Below are 18819 nucleotides of genomic sequence, written 5' to 3'. Positions count from 1 at the left end.
ATCTCTTTGTTTTTAAGCATTATCCTACGCAAAACCGCTTCGCATTTTTGCTGAAAATGCTCTAATGAGCCAGATAGGTTGAGATAATCGGCACGTAAGTGACCAGCGCCAGCAGGATGAACAGCGCCATATACATGCTGAATGCCTGGCGGGTGAAATCTCCCACCCTCACCTTCGCAATATTGCAGACCATCAGCATGACCGTTCCGACAGGCGGTGTCAGCGTGCCAATCGACAGGTTGATAATCACGATGATACCGAAATGCACAGGATCAATGCCCAGAGCCTTTACCGTCGGTATCAGAAGCGGCACCAGAACGATCATCAGGGCCGTGCCCTCGATCAGCGCGCCGAGAATCAGCAAGATCACGTTGACTGCCAGCAAGAACGCATAAGGATTGCTGGTGAAGGACGAGATCAGCTGCATAAGCGACTGGCCGGCCTGTTCAAGCGAAAACACCCATGCGAGCGCCGATGATGCCATAATGACCAGCATGACGGATGCGGTCGATTTCGCCGTTTCGATCAGCGAATCCACCACATGCGAGACGCGCATTTCGCGATAGATCACGAAGCCGATAATCAGAACCAGCGTAACGGCAACTGCACCGGCTTCCGTCGGGGTGAAGATGTTCAAGCGGATGCCGCCGATGATCGCGAACAGCAGCAGCACCGCAGGCCATGCCGAAGCAAGCGTCGAGGCAACTTCGGCGCCGCTCATCCGCTTTTCACGGCTTGGCTTGTAGCCGCGCTTTACCGATGTCGCATAAGCCGCGATCATCAGGATAACGGCGCCCAGAATGCCCGGCAGCACACCTGCCATGAACATCTTGCCAATGGAAACATCCGCAATCAGACCATAGATGATGAGCGCAATGCCGGGAGGAATGATCGGCGTAATCAGCGAGCCAGCTGCCGTCACCGCGCAGGAGAACGCTTTGTCATAGCCACGCTTGACCATTTCCGGCACCATCATGCGGGTGAGCATGGCGCTGTCGGCCAGATTGGAAGCGCTGACGCCACCCATCAGGGTGGAAACCATGATGTTGGTGAGTGCCATGCCGCCGCGCATACGACCGACCAGAATTTCCGCGACCTTGATCAGACGTTCTGCAATGCCGGTATGCGACATCACCGTACCAAGCATGATGAAGAACGGAATGGCAAGCAGCGACGTGTTCTGTGCCGGGCTGATGAAGCGCTGCACGGCAATCGCTATCGGCATCTGGTTGAAAAAGGTGAAATAGGTGAAGACCGCAATCAAAATGGCCACATAGAGGCGCATATTGAGCGCGATCAGCGCCAGCATGATGAGAACGATGGTTGTCAGGTTCATGCCTTGCCTCCCGCAAAAGCGGCGCGCAAGGATTTGAATGCGCCTGCAAACATATAAAGAGCGATAATGACGAAGCCGACCGGCACAGCGATATCGATCCAGTAATAGGAGACCCGCAGCACGTCAGTCACTTTGAACTGAGCCGCAACCGAAAGCTTGTAACCGGCATAGGACACGTAAAGCAGGAACAGTCCCGACAGGATGGAGACGATGGCGTTGACGACATCGCGCACCTTTTCCGACAGCAGATCCACGAGCATCGGAATGGCAAGATGCTGGTTGCTGCGTTCTGCGGCGACACTGCCAAGCATCACGATCCAGATCATCAACAGACCGGCCATTTCCTCGGTCCATTGCAATGGCTGATGCATCCAATAGCGCATGACGACGGCGATGTTGAACATCGCAAGCAGGATGAACAGCGGCACAGCAGCCAGCCATTCGATCAGTTTTTCAAAGTATTTCATCGGATTGAGTTCCACGATCGAGCCATGCCGCGGCAAACCGCGACACGGCATTATCCGAGTAAGGATGGATCAGTTCAGTTCGGCTTTGATCTTGTCATAAAGGCCGGGCGACCATTCCGGGAACTGGGTGTAGACCTTTTCAGCAAGTGCCTTGAAAGGAGCGCGGTCGACATCGATAATCTCGACACCAGCTTCCTTCATCTTCTCGATCATTTCATTGTCTTTTTCGATCGTCAGCTTCTGGCTGTAGAGACCCGCATCGTAAGCGGACTCATGGATCATCTTGAGCTGATCTTCCGGCAGCGTGGAGAAGAAGGCTTCGCCGCCGACAATCAGAGCAACGTTGGTCAGATAGCCGACCTTGCTCAGATATTTGGCTTCTTCCTGGAACTTCTGGCCGTAAAGAACCGAGATCGGGTTCTCAACGCCATCAATCACGCCCTGCGCCAGCGCAGGGAAGGTTTCGCCCAGCGGCATCGGGGTCGGCGTTGCGCCCATGGCTTCGAAAGTCTTGATCTGCATGACGTTGTTCGGCACGCGAATCTTCATGCCCTTCAAATCTTCAGGCGTACGGATCGGCTTCTTGGAAATGATCTGACGAATGCCGTAGAGATAGTTCGGCATTACGATGTGAATGCCCTTCTTCATCAGCTCTTCACTCTTTTCCTTGAACCAGGGACCATCATAAACTTTGAAAAGCTGTGCCGGATCATCGGTCAGGAACGGACCGTAGAGTACGCCGAGGTCCGGGTCATATTCGGCCAGAAAGCCAACGTCGGAAATGGTCACGACATTGAGCCCCATCATGGCCTGCTCGGTCACGTCCTTCTTGGAGCCAAGCTGCGAGCTTGGATAGAGTTCGAGCGTGATCTCGCCATTGCTGCGCTTGGCAAGATCATCTTTCCAGTAATGCATCACCTCATCGAAAGGCTCGCCGGGGTTGTTTTCATAGGCAACCTTGATCGAAACATTGGCAGCATAGGCGGCCATGCTTCCTGCCAGCAGCATGCTGGCGGCGATCATGCCGGTAACGAGTTTCTTCATCTTTGTCCTCCCATATGGGGTCATTAAACAATTGGCCCTAGGGCCGGTTTCCTCCGTTAGAGCGCCATGCGTCCAATTTGGACGCTTAAAGGACGCTCTAATTTCTTCAGTTTACGCATCGATTTTCCATCGATGCGTGGCAGCCCACGTCTTCCTTCCCGACGTGGAGCATTTGCTTCGATTTCAGTCGCGTTCGATGATGATCTTCAAAACGTTACGGTCGCCGTCCCAGTAAGGGAGTGCCGCTTCAGCCTCATCAAACGGAAATATCTTCGAGATCAGCTTGTCGGCATCCGCCCCAAGCTTTTCCAGATGCGCAATGACGGCCTCGAAATCGGTCAGCGTCGCATTGCGTGATCCCATGATGTCGAGTTCCTTCAGGTTGAAGAACTGCGTCTGATAGGTGACTGGCGCCTTGGAATAGCCGACATAAACCACCCGGCCCGCAAAGCCCGCCAGGTCGACAGCCTGCGTGAAGGTGATCGGCAGGCCGACCGCTTCGAAAGCAACATCCACGCCGTCGTCGTTGGTCAGTTTCTGAACCTTGGCGACGACATCCTCACCGCCCGGCAATGCGTGCGTTGCGCCAAATTGCAGCGCGAGTTCGCGCTTTTCGGCACTTGGATCAATGGCGATGACCTTGGCACCGCGCGCCAGCGCGCCGATGAGAACACCCATACCGATCATGCCGCAACCGAGAACAGCAACCGTATCACCTGCCTGAACACGTCCGCGCTCGACGGCATGGAAGCCAACCGAAAGCGGCTCGACCAGCGCCAGATGACGGGGCGCCAGTGTCTCATTGAGGATCAATTTTTCGGCAGGCAACACGATCTGGTCGGCCAGTCCGCCATTTTGCTGCACGCCGAGCGTCTTGTTATAACGGCACGCATTGAGCTGACCTTTGCGGCAGGACGAGCATTCACCGCAATTCGTATAAGGCAGCACGATAACCCGCTTGCCTTTGACATAGGCAGCGCTGACACCCTCTCCGGCTTCCATGATCTCGCCGCCGATTTCATGCCCAGGAATGCGCGGCAGCTGCACCAGCGGATTAAGCCCCTTGAAGGTGTTCAGATCGCTGCCGCAGAGACCCACGTGCCGAACCCGCACACGGACCTGACCGGCCAGCAACGGCGCTTCGTCGATTTCTGCAAAACGTGTGACGTTTTCGCTCTCGATACGCAGAGCTTTGACCATCGAATTATTCCTGTCAGTCGTCATTAAAGAAAGGGATCAGGTTACGGCGCCGACCTGCCAAGGCACGAATTCGTTGTCGCCATAGTCGTAGACTTCACTCAACGTCTTCTCGCCGGATGCGACCGCGATGATATGTTCGAAGATGCGGATGCCGGACTGTTCGATGGTCTCGTCGCCGGTGACGATACCGCCGCAATTGATGTCCATGTCTTCCTTCATGTGCTCGTACATTTCGGAATTCGTGGCAATCTTGATGCAAGGCGAAGGTTTGAAACCGGAAACCGAACCACGGCCAGTGGTGAAGCAGATCACGTTACAGCCACCGGCCACCTGTCCAGTCACCGCGACGGGATCGTAACCCGGCGTATCCATGAAAGTGAAACCCTGTTCCGTGACGGTTTCGGCAAACTCATAGACGGCCTTGAGCGGCATGGAACCACCCTTGGCAACTGCACCGAGCGACTTTTCCAGAATGGTGGTCAGCCCGCCGAGCTTGTTGCCATGCGATGGGTTGTTGTTGAGTTCGTCGCCATTGCGCGCCGTGTAATCACGCCACCAGTCGATGCGCTGCAACAGCTTTTCAGCGACCGCAGGCGTTACTGCGCGACGGGTCAAAAGATGTTCGGCACCATAGATTTCCGGCGTTTCCGAAAGAACGGTCGTGCCGCCATTGCGCACGATAAGGTCCGAGGCATAGCCCAATGCCGGATTGGCCGAAATGCCGGAATAGCCATCCGAGCCGCCGCATTCCAGCGCTACTTTCAACTTTGACAGAGGCTGTTTGGTGCGCACCGCCGAATTGACCAGCGGCAGCATTTCCTTGATCTCGGCGATCGCATGATCGATGGTCTTGCGCGTGCCGCCATGCTGCTGGATCGTCATGGTACGCAGGCGCGAGCCTTCTTCCATGCGGTAATGTTCGAGGATCGGCGCGATCTGGTTGGTTTCGCACCCAAGGCCGATCAGCAGGATGCCGCCGAAATTCGGGTGCTTGGCATAGCCCTGAATAGTGCGCGTCAAAAGGCGATAGCCTTCCGACTTGGTGTTGAGCGCACAGCCGCTGCCATGTGTCAGCGCCACGACGCCATCGACATTGTCGAAACCATCGAGACCGCCCATGCGGTTGAAATAATCGGCGATGTAACGTGACACCGTGGCCGAGCAATTGACCGACGAAATCACCCCAATGAAATTGCGCGTGCCGACACCGCCAGCACCCCGGTCATAGCCCATGAAATGACGACGCTCCGCCTCGGGCAGCATACCGCGCTCTTCAATATCGATGGAGAACTGATGCTCGTGTTCGGAGGGCAGCATGGCGAGATTCTGCAAATGCACATGCTCGCCCTGAGCGATATCCTTCGTCGCAACGCCGATCACCTGACCGTATTTCAGGACTTCCTTGCCTTCCGGAATATCGCGAATGGCAACCTTATGCCCGCGACCGATCAGTTCGCTGGCCCTGATCCCGTCAAGGCCGATCGGATCACCGGCGCGAACGGAAACGCGCGCAACGGCAACATCATCCGACGGATGCAGCAGAATAACCGGCGCAACCGCTGTATCAACGGATTCATTCATTTGTCTGACCTCACTCCCAAATCGTCCCGGCTAATTACTCGCTGGGTTCATTATCCATCCAACGCTGCTTGGACCGGTCCAGATGCGTTCGCATGGCTGCCTGCGCCTGAAGCGGATCCCTCGCTTCCAGCGCCGCATAGATGGCTTCGTGCTCGGCCAAAGCCAGAGCCCATGTATCGTTGTCCTCGAAGCGCGTCCTGATATGCGACGTCAGCGGACTATGCCGCTCGTCAAAAAGGTCGCGCACGATGCGCACCAGCACGGAATTGCCTGATTGCTCGGCAATGAGCAGATGAAACTGCCTGTCGAGCTCAATCGCCTTGCGCCCGGCATCGACATTCACCTTCATTGCGTCAATCGTTGCGCGCAACTCGGCAAGCCTTTCAGGCGTCATGCGCGCACAAGCCGTGACGACCACGCTGCCTTCGACCATTTCGCGCGCCTGCATGATTTCAAGCGGGCTCTCGCCGATGGAAGCGCCATGTAAAAGCGAACGCTTTTCCGACTCTGCCGTGACATAGATGCCCGACCCCATGCGGATTTCGACATTACCGGCGATTTCGAGTGCGATAAGCGCCTCGCGCAGCGAAGGCCGCGACACGCCAAGTTGCTGCGCCAGCTCGCGTTCAGCCGGTAGCCTGCTGCCAGCAGGAAACTGGCCGTCCTGGATAAGGCTTCTCACCCGGTCTGCAATCTGCTGATAAAGCCTGCGCGGTTCCGCAGTTGCCGTAAAATCGCTCATAGCGCTCCCAAATCCGCCTCTCCTCGAATTGGCCTTACCATATTTCCAACCGGACAGAAGCGCAATATGCTTAAAAACCCGGTTAATTGCGGCAAATCGCGCATTTCAACATGTGGAACCGAACCAATCGTTCGATAAAGAATCCTACTGGCTTGACCAATTTACCCTGCATCGCTTAGTTAAAACCACTGATTTATGGGAGAAGGTCATGCACGAGAAGCCAGCGATCCTGCAGTTCGGCACCAGCCGTTTTCTGTTGGCTCATGTCGATTTCTTTGTTTCGGAGGCGCTTTCCAAGGGCAAAGCCATTGGGACAATTGCCGTCGTGCAGACGACTTCAAACCCGCAGAGCAGCCAGCGCATCGCGGCTTTGAACGAAAGCAACGGCTATCCTGTGATGATCCGTGGGCTTGTCGACAGCAAGCCATCCGAGACGGAACATCAGGCGAAGGGCGTTACCGCTGCCTATTCCGCACATCACGACTGGGCGGCGATTCTCGACCTCGGTGCCAGCGTCGATGTGATCCTCTCCAACACCGGCGACAAGGGCTACGAACTCGACAGAAGCGATGACAGCTCGCTTCTTGCGAACCCGGATGCTTTGCCGAAGAGTTTTCCAGCCAAACTTCTGGTGCTTCTACATCACCGCTGGCAGCACAATCCCGATGCGCCATTGTCGCTGTTTCCCTGCGAGCTGATCTCGCGCAATGGCGACAGGTTGCGCTCGATCCTCATCGATCTTGCCCATAACTGGAAACTGCCGGACGGTTTCGTGCAATGGCTCGAAACCCGATGCATTTTTGCCAACAGCCTTGTCGATCGCATCGTTTCCGAACCCATCGAGCCAATCGGCGCCATCGCCGAGCCCTATGCGCTCTGGGCAATCGAGAAGGCCGATGGCCTGACGCTTCCTTGCGAACACGAAGATATCGTCGTCACCGACGATCTTGCGCGCTATGAGCATCTGAAACTCTACTTGCTCAACCTTGGCCACACATTCATCGCGGAACAATGGCTCAAGGGCAGCCGTCCGAAAGACGAGATCGTACTGGAAGCCATGCAGGACGAAACGATCCGGAATGAACTGGAAGCGGTATGGCGCGAGGAAGTCCTGCCGGTATTTGCTGCGGACGGCCTTGGCGAACAGGCCGAAGCTTACGTGGCTTCGGTGCGGGAGCGGTTTCTCAACCCTTTCCTCAAGCATCGCATCGCAGACATTGCTTCCAACCATGACGAAAAGAAGCGGCGTCGCTTCGCTCCGGTCATCGCCCGTGCGTCGGAACTCGGCCTCAATCTCGCACAGAGCCGTTTGAAGACAGCTGTAGGCTAAGCCATTCGTTCAGTTCGATTTCTGCGCGTTCCAGCGCACTGTAATTCAGTAGTTTGCGCAAAAGCGCTACCGTCACGGCACGAGCCCGGAGATTGAAACGCCCTTCCTCCGGCTCGCCTTTCTCCTGATAAACGCCAAGTTTTTCATAGAGTTGCTGCAATCTGTTCTGGACGCTTCTCAGCGACAGATTGCGGCGGCGCGCAATAACGCGATCCGTAAGCCCCAGCGCAATATCGACCAGAATTTCATACTCACTTTCGCTGAAACCGCTGGCATGACCGAGGCTCTTTTGCTGCAGGCCGCGCACCTCGCGGTCGATGACGCATTGTGCTTCGACAAAGATACTGCGCAATGCCAGCCGCAGCTTATCGTCGGACGCCGATTTCAGCACATAGCCATAAGCCGCCCCTTCCGGCACGATGCGCGACACACCGCGCACATAGGCTTCGTCGGCATAGTTCGACCAGAACAGGATGCGCGTTTCAGGATTCTCCTTCCAGATGGTGCGGGCGGCCTCAATGCCGTTACGTCCACTCATCTGCAGGTCCATGACGATATGGGCTGCGCGATGCTGACGGGCCAGCTTCTCACCTGCCGAGCCGTTGTCGGCTTCCAGCACATCGCTGCATTCAGGCAATGCCGCACGCACAGCCTCGCCAAGATAGGCGCGATGCAATGGATCATCTTCCACGATCAGAACATGCATTTTACCCTCCCGTCTCCCGGCACATTTCCACAGGCAGATGGATCGTCACGCTGGTGCCACCGCCTTCCCCATTTTTCCTGATAGCAAAACTTGCAGAAATCAACCGCGCGCGCGTGCGCATATTGTCGATCCCATGTCTGACACCATGCCCGTCACTGGAACGTTGCATCTGGCGATCCATGCCGATGCCATTGTCAGCGACTTCGACGTGCAGGCGACCGCCCTTGTCGCGAAACGTAACCCGCAACCGGCTGGCATGAGCATGGCGGATCGTATTGTTGATCGCTTCCTGCACGATGCGGAACAGCGAAGTCGCAACTGTTTCCTCCAGCCGATCGGCCATGCCGTCGCTGCGGTCGTCCAGCGTCCACTCGATGGACGATCCACTGTCGCGCACCGAACGGTCAAGATGGTTTTCCGTCGCTTGCACAAAACCGAACAGCTGAAGAATTGAAGGCTTAGCTTCTTCAATGATTTGCCTGAGATCGTGCATGCAATGCTGCAGCCCGCGAAACAGCGGTTCAAGCTGCTCGCCCGAGAGGTCCGGTGCATGGGTAAGCCGCTCCACGTGACGCGCAAGGCGTGTCAGGTCGGCCAGCGTCTGATCATGCAAATCCATACCGATGCGATGGCGCTCTGTCTCCAGCGCTTCGGTCAGCTTCAACGCGCCGAAACGCAAGCCTTCCTCGCGAGCGCGCGCTTCCGTTTCCACGATAGCGGAACGCTTGGCCTGTTCCGCCGCGCGGATCGCAAAAAAATATGGTGCAAGCAGATCGGCAATCGACTGGGCGTTTTCCACGTCCCGCATGGTGTAGCAGGCGAGCGCGAGACTGGAGCAGCTGAGCGCGCCGATAATATCGCCCTGCGCCTTCAAGGGCACATGCAGGCGGCCTTTCAGATCATGCTCGATGATCGGACTGGAAAAGGAACCTTCAAAGTGAAAACGCTGATCGGTGCGCGCATCGTCGGTCAGAAGATGGTCGACTTCGCCGGAGAGCACTGTTCGAATGGGACTGCCCGACAACAGGGCGGGAGGATTACGGCTCCAGGCCGTCGATATGCCGCTCTCATAGGCGATGTGGAACTTGCCATCGACCATCTTGATGCAAACGTCCAGATGATCATAGGGCACGATATGCGTGATTTCCGCCGCCACCGCCTGAATAATGGAATCGAAGTCGAGTTGTCCCGCCAGCAATCTGGAAATATTCAGATAGTGGTCGAGCAACCTCTGGGGCACGAGTTCGGCCAAGCGTTTCTCCTCCAAACGCAAATTGCTCCTGAAGCACTATAATACGCCGTCACATCCTCGGCGCGTCTTGCGGGTTCCCGCAATTTTGCTGCGGGAACCCGCAAGACAGTTGCTTCATTCGGCCTTCACAGAAGGCTTGTCTTCTTTCATCCTCGCTTCACCAGAAAATTGCCCGCAAGACAAGAGCGTAAAATCGCGTCAGGTGCAGACTGGTGCCGTTGAGGAGCGGCGGTGCGGGAGGCCCGCATCACAATCAATTCAGACGATCCGAAGTGCCGGGGCGCTGCGGGTCGTACACTGGCAACCGGGAGGAAAGAATGAAACTCGCAAGAATCCTTTTCGCATCCGCAGCACTGGCAGGCGTTCTCGCCGCTGGCAGCGCGATGGCTGACACATCGTCGAAGAAGATTGCATTCTCCAACAATTATGCTGGCAACTCATGGCGCCAGGCCATGCTGCAAAGCTGGGACAAGATTACCAAGGAAGCCGTGAAGGCTGGCGTGGTGGCCGCCGCCGATCCGTTCACGACCGCAGAAAATCAGGCGACAGAACAGGCTGCACAGATCCAGAACATGATCCTGCAGGGCTATGACGCCATCGTCATCAACGCGGCTTCACCGACGGCCCTAAACGGTGCCGTGAAGGAAGCCTGCGATGCGGGCATCACCGTCGTCTCCTTCGACGGCATCGTCACCGAGCCTTGCGCATGGCGCATCGCGGTCGATTTCAAGGCAATGGGCGAAGGCCAGATCGACTATCTCGCAAAGCGCTTCCCCGATGGCGGCAACTTGCTTGAAATCCGCGGCCTTGCCGGTGTTTCGGTCGATGACAATATCCATGCCGGCATCGAAGAAGGCGTGAAGAAGCATCCGAAATTCAAGATCGTCGGCTCCGTCAATGGCGACTGGGCGGCGGACGTCGCACAGCGTGCCGTCGCCGGCATCCTCCCAAGCCTGCCGAAAGTTGACGCAGTCGTGACGCAAGGCGGTGACGGCTATGGCGCTGCGCAGGCCTTCGCCGCCGCCAAGCGCGAAACGCCGATCATCATCATGGGCAACCGTGAAGACGAACTGCAGTGGTGGAAGCAACAGAAGGACGCCAATGGCTACGAAACCATGTCGGTTTCGATTGCACCCGGCGTTTCGACGCTTGCTTTCTGGGTTGCCCAGCAGATTCTCGACGGCAAGGACGTGAAGAAGGACCTCGTGGTTCCGTTCCTCAGCGTCAGCCAGGAATCGCTCGACAAGGATCTGGCCAACACCCGGAAGGGTGGCGTCGCCAATGTCGAATATTCGCTGGAAGACGCGCAGAAGGTTATCGACGCGGCCAAGTAAGCCGGGCCTCACATAATCGAGCGATTGGGGCGGGTTTCGTTCCCGCCCTTTTCCATCGTCTATTCTTCAGCATTTCCAGCAATCAGTTGAGCGTATGACAGAAACAGCAGAGAAACGGGAGGTCGTCGCCGCGCGCAATATTCGCGTGCAGTTCGGTGCGGTGAAAGCACTGGATGGTGCCGAGCTCGTGATCCGCGAAGGCGAATGCGTCGGGCTGGTCGGCCACAATGGCGCGGGCAAATCCACCATCGTCAATGTCATCAATGGCGGGCTGTCGCCACATGAAGGCAGCGTTTCCTATCATGAGGAAGCAGGATACGGCGTAACGATGGCGCGCAAGCATGGCGTGCGCTGCGTCTTTCAGGAATTGTCGCTGTTTCCAAACCTGACCATTGCCGAAAATGTCCGCATCATGCAGCGCGACCTGACGGGCGCTGGCTGGCGCGGCAAGGCCGTCGAACTGATTTCCAAAAAGCTCGACGAGATTTTTCCGGGCCACAAGATCGACAGCAGTGCCACCATCGACGAGCTTTCCATCGCCGAGCGGCAGATGGTCGAAATCGCCATCAACTTTACCGCGCCCGGCACTGCGCCAAAACTGGTTATTCTCGATGAGCCGACCTCTTCGCTTGATGCAGGCATCGCCGCGCAGCTCATGGCCTATGTGCGCCGTTTCGTCAGCACCGGCGGCGCGGTTATCCTGATTTCGCATATGTTGGGTGAAATCCTCTCAACCTCCGACCGCATCGTGGTGATGAAGGACGGAAAGGTGGTCGCCAACCGCGCCGCAAACGATTTCACCAATCGCAGCCTTGTCGAAGCCATGGGCAGCGTCGAGCGCGAAAAGGCTGCGCGCCGCGTTGCAAAGACCGATATGAGCGGCACGCCCGTTCTGTCCTTTGCCAAGCGCGCCAGCGACATCAAGCCGTTTCAGGCATTCAGGGGCGAAGTCATTGGTCTCGCCGGTCTTGCCGGACACGGACAGACCAGGATGCTGCTCGATCTCTACTATGCACGGCGGCCGAACTGGGTTCCGGCTCGCAATTGCGAAATCGCCTTCGTTGCGGGCGACCGCAGCCTCAACGGCACCTTCCCGCTGTGGAGCATTCTGCACAATCTCACCATCGGCTCGCTGGACCGGCTGTCGTCGGCAAAGCTGGTTGACCAGAAGCGGGAAGACGTCCTCGGCAGTGACTGGAAAGACCGCATCCAGATACGCACACCGGATATGGGTAACCGCATCCTGTCACTGTCGGGTGGCAACCAGCAGAAAGTGCTTTTCGCCCGTGCACTGGCAACCAGCGCCAACACTATTTTGATGGACGATCCGATGCGTGGCGTCGATGTCGGCACCAAGCAGGAAGTCTATGAAATCCTGCGCCATGAGGCTGACAACGGACGCACCTTCGTCTGGTACTCCACCGAAATGGATGAAATCGAACTTTGTGACCGCGTCTATGTTTTCCGCGACGGCGGTATCGTTGCGGAACTGACCGGCGAAGACATTACGGAAAAGAACGTGCTTGCAGCATCATTTGAGGGAGGTCACGAATAATGCGCCTTTCCTCTTCCTCCATCCGCCTGCTGACGCCGGTTTTCTCGCTGGTTCTGCTGCTTGCCGCCGTCTTCTACATGCAACCACGCGCCATGAGCTATACCGGGCTGAATCTGCTGTTCAATCTGGCCGTCCCCATTGCGCTAGCGACCATCGCCCAGATGCTCATCATGGCGGTCAACGACCTCGACCTCTCGATGGGCACCTTCGTGAGTTTCGTGGTCTGTGTTGCCGCAACCTATCTCAACACTGCGCCCGTCATCGGAGTGCTGATCCTTGCCGCAGCCATTGCAGCTTATGCGGCGCTTGGCGCGTTGATCCACCTGCGCAATCTGCCTTCCATCGTCGTCACGCTTGGCATGAGCTTCGTCTGGGGCGGGTTTGCCGTTCTGCTGCTGCCCTCGCCCGGCGGACAGGCGCCGGACTGGGCGCGCTGGATCATGACCGCCAAGCCGCCTTTCATGCCGATGGCCATTGTCGCCAGCATCCTGATCGCGGTCGTCACGCATTTCATCGTCATGCGCTCGACCTTCGGCGTGCTAATGCGTGGCGCGGGCGGTAACAGCCGCTCCATAGAACGTGCGGGCTGGTCTGTGACCATGATCCGCGCCGGAACCTATGCACTGGCGGCCTTCTTCGCAGTGCTTGCAGGTATCGCACTCGTCGGTCTCACCACATCGGCCGATGCCAATATCGCGTTACGTTATACGCTTCTGTCTATCGCAGGCGTTATTCTCGGCGGTGGTGAATTCGTCGGCGGACGCGTATCACCTATCGGAGCCGTCATCGGCGCACTGACGCTGACGCTTGCCGGATCGTTCCTCTCCTTCATGCGCATTTCGCCGGACTGGCAGATCGGTGCACAAGGCGGCATTCTCATCGTGGTGCTGGCATTGCGCCTCTTCCTCAATCGCCTCGAAAAGAGGGAGAAAAAGCAATGAGCGGTCTCACCATCCTGACCAACCGTCCGTGGATATGGTCGTTCATCGCCACTGCCGTCGTCTGGATCATCACCATCCTCTTTACCGGCGGCGCTGGCGCGCACGGGCTCTCCCACGCAGCTTTCACTTTCGCGTCCTTTTCGGTGATTGTCGGCCTCGGCCAGATGTTCGTCATCACGCTCGGACCCGGCAATATCGATCTGTCGGTCCCGGCCAATATGACGCTCGCCGCAACACTGGCGCTCAAGCTCATGGATACGCAGGACGGCATGGTGCTTGCGGGGCTTGGTGTTGCCATTCTGGTTGGTGTTGCCATTGGCATCTGCAATTATACGCTGATCAAGCTTCTGCGCATTCCGCCCATCATCGCCACCTTGTCGATGAGCTTCCTGATCCAGTCCACCGCCATCTGGAGCAATCGCGGCCTGCGCGTGAAACCGCCGGAAAGCCTAGCGCAGTTCACGACATCCTCCACGCTTGGCGTTCCCAATGTCGCCCTCGTGGCGCTGATCCTGTCAGTCATTGGCTGGGTACTGTTGAAGAAGAGCATCTATGGACGCTGGATTTCGGCAATTGGCCAGAATCCTTTCGCTGCGCGCATGGCGGGCGTTCCGGTCGATGGCACCCGCTTCATCACCTATCTGCTCTGTGCAGTGCTCGCTTCGCTCTGCGGCTTTCTGCTTGCCTGCTTCTCGGGCGGTGCAGCGCTGAACATGGGCGCGGAATATCTTTTGATGTCGATTGCCGTCGTCATCATCGGCGGCACGGCGGTTGCAGGCGGTGATTCCAACATCCCTGGTATTTGGGGTGCCGCCCTCTTCATGTTCCTCATAGTTTCGATGCTCAACACCTACGGCTTCGGCGCCGGTGTCCGTCTTGTCCTGACTGGCCTCACCATCATTGCGGTGATCATCCTCGCCAGTGGTCGACGCGCCGAGCGCTAATTATCTTCGGAGTATCTCCCTTGTCTCAGACTGTTTCGATTTACGAAATCCACGACGAACGCTTCAAGCAGATGATCGTGCCGAGCGCCGATCTGGACGAACTTTATAGCGGCTGCCGCTGGGCGGAAGGCCCGGTGTGGTTCGGTGACCAGAACTGCCTTTTGTGGAGTGACATTCCGAACCAGCGCATCCTGCGCTGGGTCCCAGATGGCGGCGTTTCAGTGTTCCGCCAGCCCTCCAATTTCTCCAACGGCAACACCCGTGATCGTGAAGGACGCCTCGTCACCTGCGAGCATGGCGGTCGCCGCGTCACCCGCACGGAACCAGATGGCAGCATCACTGTGCTGGCGGACAGCTATCAGGGCAAGAAGCTCAATGCGCCTAACGACGTCATCGTGCGCTCGGATGGAACGATCTGGTTCACCGATCCGACCTACGGCATCATGGCCGATTACGAAGGCTATAAGGCTGAGCCGGAACAGCCGTCGCGCAATGTCTATCGCCTCGACCCGAAGACCGGCAATATCGATGCGGTCATAACTGACTTCCACCAGCCGAATGGTCTCGCCTTTTCACCGGACGAAACAAAACTCTACGTCGCCGACAGCGCCTATAGCCACAATGAGGATGCGCCCCGTCACATCCGCGTCTTCGACGTTGTGGATGGCGGTAAGCGCCTGACGGGCGGCACGGTTTTTTGCACCATCGACATGGGCCTGCCGGATGGCTTTCGTTTCGATACGGATGGTAATCTATGGACCAGTGCTGGTGATGGCGTGCACTGCTTTTCGCCGGAAGGGACGCTTCTCGGCAAGGTCAGGACGCCGCAAACGGTCGCCAATGTGACTTTCGGCGGTCCACGCCGCAATCGGCTGTTCATCACAGCAACGAAGTCGCTTTATGCGGTCTATCTCACAGTCACCGGCGCCCAATATCCTTGATAAAACAACGGCGGCTTTCCAAAACGAAAAGCCGCCGCTCTTTATAAGTATAATAATTCATTGAAAAACTGCATTCGCCGCACGTCGCATTCATGCGAACCTGCCAATAAGGTTTCTTTATTTAAAACGGATCTTCCCGGCCCAAAACCGGGGCGACCCGCATATCAGAACCGTGAATGACGGAACAAATCAAAGAATGATCTCTTCTGTCCTTCAGCCTGCACTCAACAAGAAAGGCCACAGCCTTACAAGTGAATGCATGCCCTGATGCGCTGAGGCTGTATAGCGCAACCGTCAACGCGATGGAAACAGTTTGTCAACAAAACCGCTCACATTACTGTGAGTAAACTCTGAAAAAGCTACAACTTTTCATGATGTTATCCGAAACATCAATATTAATATTAGTAATACCTATTTTATAATCCTATTTATTTCCGTTTATTAGAAGTACCGCAGCAACCGAAACAATGACTTGCAGCCTGACCGATCATGCAGAATGTCTGAGTTCCAACGGGCGCTGACCTGGAGCACGATAGCGGATGTGACAGCCGCTGATGCCCTGATATTCGACGTCGACATCGACACCGAAGACCTCGGCGATACGCTCTGCCCGCAACACCTCTCGCGGTGTGCCGAGCGCGACGAGATTGCCCTTGTCCATCACCGCGATGCGGTCGCAGAACATCGCAGCATGGTTCAGGTCATGCAAGGCAGCCACGACTGTCAGTTTTTGACGACTGACAAGATCAAGCAACCCGATCTGGTGCCCGATATCGAGATGATTGGTCGGTTCGTCCAGAAGCAAAATCCGCGGCTCCTGCGCCAGGGCGCGCGCTATATGCAGGCGCTGCCGCTCTCCGCCGGAAAGCGTATGCCAATAGCGGTCAGCCAGATGGACCATATCGACATTGACCAGCGCCTGGTCAACGATTGCATCGTCTTCCGCCGACCATGGCGACAGGGCCCCAAGATAGGGCGTTCGCCCGAGTTCGACCGCCTGACGCGCCGTAATGCGCTCGGTTGTTCCCGCCTGTTGCTCGACCAGCGCCAGTTGGCGCGCAATCTCGCGACGACTAAAACTGTCGATGGATGCACCGCAGAGGTTCACTTCGCCCACGCGGCATCTGCGAACACCGGAAAGCAAAGACAGAAAGCTGGTCTTTCCCGATCCATTCGGCCCTATGATGCCAAGAAACTCACCTTCCGCCACTTCCAGCGAAACATCGCGCAAGATTTCGACACTGCCCGCCGACCAGCCGACATTGCATGCTGAGAGGATCATGACGACGCCCTCCTTTGTCCAAGCAACAGGGCGAAGGCCGGCGCACCGAACAACGCCGTAATGACCCCGATCGGCAGAACCTGACCCGGAATGATGATACGCGACAGAATATCGGCGACGATCATAAAGATTGCTCCAATAAGGGCCGCCGCGGGCAACAACCTGCCGTGCCTGACCCCGACCACCATTCGCGCCGCATGGGGAATGACGAGACCGATAAAGCCCACAGAGCCGACGATGGAGACCATGACCGCCGTCATCATGGCGCTGACGCCGATCAGCACCGCGTAGACGCGGCGCACCGGTATGCCGAGAGAAGCTGCGGATTCCGTTCCGAAGGTGAAGGCATCGAGCGCACGCGCATGCCACAGACAGATGGCAAGACCGATCAGACAGGCAGGCAGAGCAAGAGTGACATCGGGCCAGCGCACGCCGGAAAGGTTGCCAAGGAGCCAGAACATGATACCGCGCGCCTGTTCGGCATTTGCTGCTTTGGTGACGATGAATGACGTCAACGCGTTGAAAAGCTGTGAACCGGCAATACCCGCCAGAATGATAGCGCTGCTGCCTCGCCCCGCCCGCAGCGCCAGCAGGGACACGAGACAGAAAGCAACAATAGCGCCAATGAACGCACCCAGCGAGAGTGTCAGCACGCCAGCGCCGATGCCAAGAATGGCAACGGCGACGGCTCCAGTCGAGGCGCCGGCGGAAATGCCCAGAATATACGGATCCGCGAGCGAATTTCGGAGCAGCGACTGCAGAATAACGCCGGATATTGCGAGAGACGCGCCGCAACATGCAGCGATAACCGCACGGCTGAGGCGATAGCTCCAGACAATCCCTTCATCGATGGGTTCGAGCGGATAACCGGCGTTCCACACCCGATTGGCTACGGTTTTCGCAACCACATCGAGTGGTATCGCCGTTTCGCCTATCGCCGCTCCGAGCCAAAGGGCAAGAAGAAGCAGGACAAGCGAAAAGGCCAGGAAGAACACGCCGGAGCGGGCCCTTCCCTTCTGTTTGAAGCCTGTTGTCGCTGCCCGCGCCGTCACTTGTTCAGGTCCGAGGCGGCGATATCGGCTGCAAGTGTTTCGATGCCTTCGATCACGCGAAGCGAAGTGCTCATCGACTGCGCATCCATGTCGAAGACATGTTTGTCCTTGACTGCTGGCATCAGCTTCGTGACCGCATCACTATCAAGGAACTGATGCTTGACGGCGATGTCGTCAGCCGGATAGCGGCGGCGGTCCAGCTTTGCAGCAACGATCATCGAAGGGTCTGATTTTGCAATCGTTTCCCATCCAACCGTTGGCCATTCTTCTTCGCTGTTGATGACATTCTTGATGCCGAGTGCCGAAAGAATGTAGGCGGGCGCGCCGAACTTGCCTGCGACGTAAGGATCGGCATCGACCTGCGTGCTGGAGAACCAGACAACGGCAGACAGCTTGCCGCCAGCAGACCCAATTTTTTCGCGCGCGGCCGCTTCGCGCGCCTTCAGGTCGGCGACGAGTTTCTCGCCGCGATCCTGCACATTGAAGATTTCCGCCAGTTCGGTGATTTCCTGATAGACGATATCCATCTTGAAGGCTGCCGTACGAACACCGTCGCCACCGCCGGAATTGTCCTTGCCAACACAATCGGAAGGCGATGTATAGGCCGGAATGCCCAGTTCCTCGAATTGTTCAGGCTTCGCAACAATGCCGGTCGGCCCGACATGCCACTGAAAATCCGCCGTCACGATATCCGGCTTCTGCGCCAGAACGCTTTCGAAACTCGGATCGTTATCGGCGAGCCGCTTTACCTTGGCATTCACCTCCTCAAAACCTTTGAGAACAGGCCCGAACCACACTGCCGTGCCGACGACCTTGTCGCCGAGACCAAGGCTGTAAAGAATTTCTGCGCTGCTCTGGCCGACCGCAACCGCGCGGCTCGGTGCCTGCTTGAAGGTCACGTCACGACCGCAATTTTTCAGCGTCAGCGGATATTGCGTTTCCGCTGCCTGTGCAGCCAAACCGCCTGCGAGAAATGCAACCGCACAGAGGGCGGCGCGAAACGGCATCTTGCCGAGAATATTCATGAAAGTCCCCGAAATGATGAGAAAAAGACGCCCTGTCAGCTGACGGAAAAAATCCGATACGGAAGACGGACAGGCATATCCGGGGAC

At 57.0% G+C, this 18819-nt stretch carries 17 protein-coding genes; 6 read left to right on the top strand and 11 right to left on the bottom strand.

Annotated features, from left to right (window positions below; all coding sequences use genetic code 11):
- Positions 1 to 61: 61 nt before the first annotated feature.
- From LJ361_RS14010 to LJ361_RS13985, 6 genes are all read right to left on the bottom strand, one after another.
- Positions 62 to 1336 carry a TRAP transporter large permease gene (locus LJ361_RS14010; protein WP_010659085.1) on the bottom strand — a complete coding sequence of 425 codons (1275 nt, stop codon included), beginning with the start codon at positions 1334 to 1336 and terminating at the stop codon, positions 62 to 64.
- Positions 1333 to 1803 (bottom strand): TRAP transporter small permease, encoded by a 471-nt coding sequence (locus LJ361_RS14005; protein ID WP_181152405.1) that lies wholly within the window; start codon positions 1801 to 1803, stop codon positions 1333 to 1335. The genes LJ361_RS14010 and LJ361_RS14005 overlap by 4 nt, the downstream gene beginning before the upstream one ends.
- A gap of 69 nt (positions 1804 to 1872) precedes the next feature.
- Positions 1873 to 2847: a C4-dicarboxylate TRAP transporter substrate-binding protein gene (locus tag LJ361_RS14000; protein ID WP_010659087.1), complete on the bottom strand. Its 975-nt coding sequence runs from the start codon at positions 2845 to 2847 to the stop codon at positions 1873 to 1875.
- 183 nt (positions 2848 to 3030) lie between these two features.
- Positions 3031 to 4047: a zinc-binding alcohol dehydrogenase family protein gene (locus tag LJ361_RS13995; protein WP_010659088.1), complete on the bottom strand. Its 1017-nt coding sequence runs from the start codon at positions 4045 to 4047 to the stop codon at positions 3031 to 3033.
- Positions 4048 to 4083: 36 nt separating this feature from the next.
- On the bottom strand, positions 4084 to 5628 hold the full coding sequence (locus LJ361_RS13990) for a UxaA family hydrolase (protein WP_010659089.1): 1545 nt from the start codon (positions 5626 to 5628) through the stop codon (positions 4084 to 4086).
- Between the two features lie 34 nt (positions 5629 to 5662).
- Entirely contained in the window at positions 5663 to 6370 is a 708-nt protein-coding gene (locus tag LJ361_RS13985) for a FadR/GntR family transcriptional regulator (protein WP_010659090.1), read from the bottom strand.
- 208 nt (positions 6371 to 6578) lie between these two features.
- Between LJ361_RS13985 and LJ361_RS13980 the strand changes: the two genes are divergently transcribed.
- On the top strand, positions 6579 to 7700 hold the full coding sequence (locus LJ361_RS13980; protein ID WP_264811773.1) for a mannitol dehydrogenase family protein: 1122 nt from the start codon (positions 6579 to 6581) through the stop codon (positions 7698 to 7700).
- On the opposite strand, the gene LJ361_RS13975 is transcribed toward LJ361_RS13980, so the two are convergent.
- Together LJ361_RS13975 and LJ361_RS13970 are read right to left on the bottom strand one after the other, a co-directional pair.
- The gene (locus LJ361_RS13975; RefSeq protein ID WP_264811772.1) at positions 7660 to 8406 is read right to left on the bottom strand and encodes a response regulator transcription factor; all 747 of its coding nucleotides are present in this window, start codon (positions 8404 to 8406) and stop codon (positions 7660 to 7662) included. The two genes, LJ361_RS13980 and LJ361_RS13975, sit on opposite strands and share 41 nt — an antisense overlap.
- A 1-nt stretch (position 8407) precedes the next feature.
- Positions 8408 to 9658 carry a GAF domain-containing sensor histidine kinase gene (locus tag LJ361_RS13970; RefSeq protein ID WP_264811771.1) on the bottom strand — a complete coding sequence of 417 codons (1251 nt, stop codon included), beginning with the start codon at positions 9656 to 9658 and terminating at the stop codon, positions 8408 to 8410.
- A 317-nt stretch (positions 9659 to 9975) separates the two neighbouring features.
- Here LJ361_RS13970 and LJ361_RS13965 point away from each other — a divergent pair, with 317 nt between their 5' ends.
- From LJ361_RS13965 to LJ361_RS13945, 5 genes are all read left to right on the top strand, one after another.
- Complete coding sequence (locus LJ361_RS13965) at positions 9976 to 10992, top strand: ABC transporter substrate-binding protein (RefSeq protein WP_010659094.1); 1017 nt, start codon at positions 9976 to 9978, stop codon at positions 10990 to 10992.
- Positions 10993 to 11086: 94 nt separating this feature from the next.
- The gene (locus tag LJ361_RS13960) at positions 11087 to 12547 is read left to right on the top strand and encodes an ATP-binding cassette domain-containing protein (protein WP_010659095.1); all 1461 of its coding nucleotides are present in this window, start codon (positions 11087 to 11089) and stop codon (positions 12545 to 12547) included.
- On the top strand, positions 12547 to 13488 hold the full coding sequence (locus tag LJ361_RS13955; protein WP_010659096.1) for an ABC transporter permease: 942 nt from the start codon (positions 12547 to 12549) through the stop codon (positions 13486 to 13488). Before LJ361_RS13960 ends, LJ361_RS13955 begins: the two co-directional genes overlap by 1 nt.
- Entirely contained in the window at positions 13485 to 14432 is a 948-nt protein-coding gene (locus tag LJ361_RS13950) for an ABC transporter permease (RefSeq protein ID WP_010659097.1), read from the top strand. Before LJ361_RS13955 ends, LJ361_RS13950 begins: the two co-directional genes overlap by 4 nt.
- 71 nt (positions 14433 to 14503) lie before the next feature.
- The gene (locus LJ361_RS13945; protein ID WP_050897432.1) at positions 14504 to 15373 is read left to right on the top strand and encodes an SMP-30/gluconolactonase/LRE family protein; all 870 of its coding nucleotides are present in this window, start codon (positions 14504 to 14506) and stop codon (positions 15371 to 15373) included.
- A gap of 487 nt (positions 15374 to 15860) precedes the next feature.
- Here LJ361_RS13945 and LJ361_RS13940 read toward each other — a convergent pair whose 3' ends face one another.
- From LJ361_RS13940 to LJ361_RS13930, 3 genes are read right to left on the bottom strand one after another with little or no spacing between them, the layout of a single operon-like run.
- Positions 15861 to 16655 (bottom strand): ABC transporter ATP-binding protein, encoded by a 795-nt coding sequence (locus LJ361_RS13940; RefSeq protein ID WP_010659099.1) that lies wholly within the window; start codon positions 16653 to 16655, stop codon positions 15861 to 15863.
- Positions 16652 to 17707, bottom strand: a complete 1056-nt coding sequence (locus tag LJ361_RS13935; RefSeq protein WP_010659100.1) for a FecCD family ABC transporter permease — start codon at positions 17705 to 17707, stop codon at positions 16652 to 16654. Before LJ361_RS13935 ends, LJ361_RS13940 begins: the two co-directional genes overlap by 4 nt.
- Complete coding sequence (locus LJ361_RS13930; RefSeq protein ID WP_010659101.1) at positions 17704 to 18732, bottom strand: ABC transporter substrate-binding protein; 1029 nt, start codon at positions 18730 to 18732, stop codon at positions 17704 to 17706. Before LJ361_RS13930 ends, LJ361_RS13935 begins: the two co-directional genes overlap by 4 nt.
- Positions 18733 to 18819 lie beyond the last annotated feature (87 nt).

It is taken from the genome of Brucella sp. JSBI001, from assembly GCF_026014005.1.
Taxonomy (GTDB): domain Bacteria; phylum Pseudomonadota; class Alphaproteobacteria; order Rhizobiales; family Rhizobiaceae; genus Brucella; species Brucella anthropi.
This window is presented reverse-complemented; position numbering and strand designations above follow the sequence as displayed.

Bases quoted from the DNA above. Each gene is read 5' to 3' on its own strand.
- LJ361_RS14010 (WP_010659085.1), bottom strand. From the start codon at position 1,336: ATGAACCTGACAACCATCGTTCTCATCATGCTGGCGCTGATCGCGCTC.
- LJ361_RS14005 (WP_181152405.1), bottom strand. From the start codon at position 1,803: ATGAAATACTTTGAAAAACTGATCGAATGGCTGGCTGCTGTGCCGCTG.
- LJ361_RS14000 (WP_010659087.1), bottom strand. From the start codon at position 2,847: ATGAAGAAACTCGTTACCGGCATGATCGCCGCCAGCATGCTGCTGGCA.
- LJ361_RS13995 (WP_010659088.1), bottom strand. From the start codon at position 4,047: ATGGTCAAAGCTCTGCGTATCGAGAGCGAAAACGTCACACGTTTTGCA.
- LJ361_RS13990 (WP_010659089.1), bottom strand. From the start codon at position 5,628: ATGAATGAATCCGTTGATACAGCGGTTGCGCCGGTTATTCTGCTGCAT.
- LJ361_RS13985 (WP_010659090.1), bottom strand. From the start codon at position 6,370: ATGAGCGATTTTACGGCAACTGCGGAACCGCGCAGGCTTTATCAGCAG.
- LJ361_RS13980 (WP_264811773.1), top strand. From the start codon at position 6,579: ATGCACGAGAAGCCAGCGATCCTGCAGTTCGGCACCAGCCGTTTTCTG.
- LJ361_RS13975 (WP_264811772.1), bottom strand. From the start codon at position 8,406: ATGCATGTTCTGATCGTGGAAGATGATCCATTGCATCGCGCCTATCTT.
- LJ361_RS13965 (WP_010659094.1), top strand. From the start codon at position 9,976: ATGAAACTCGCAAGAATCCTTTTCGCATCCGCAGCACTGGCAGGCGTT.
- LJ361_RS13960 (WP_010659095.1), top strand. From the start codon at position 11,087: ATGACAGAAACAGCAGAGAAACGGGAGGTCGTCGCCGCGCGCAATATT.
- LJ361_RS13955 (WP_010659096.1), top strand. From the start codon at position 12,547: ATGCGCCTTTCCTCTTCCTCCATCCGCCTGCTGACGCCGGTTTTCTCG.
- LJ361_RS13950 (WP_010659097.1), top strand. From the start codon at position 13,485: ATGAGCGGTCTCACCATCCTGACCAACCGTCCGTGGATATGGTCGTTC.
- LJ361_RS13945 (WP_050897432.1), top strand. From the start codon at position 14,504: ATGATCGTGCCGAGCGCCGATCTGGACGAACTTTATAGCGGCTGCCGC.
- LJ361_RS13940 (WP_010659099.1), bottom strand. From the start codon at position 16,655: ATGATCCTCTCAGCATGCAATGTCGGCTGGTCGGCGGGCAGTGTCGAA.
- LJ361_RS13930 (WP_010659101.1), bottom strand. From the start codon at position 18,732: ATGAATATTCTCGGCAAGATGCCGTTTCGCGCCGCCCTCTGTGCGGTT.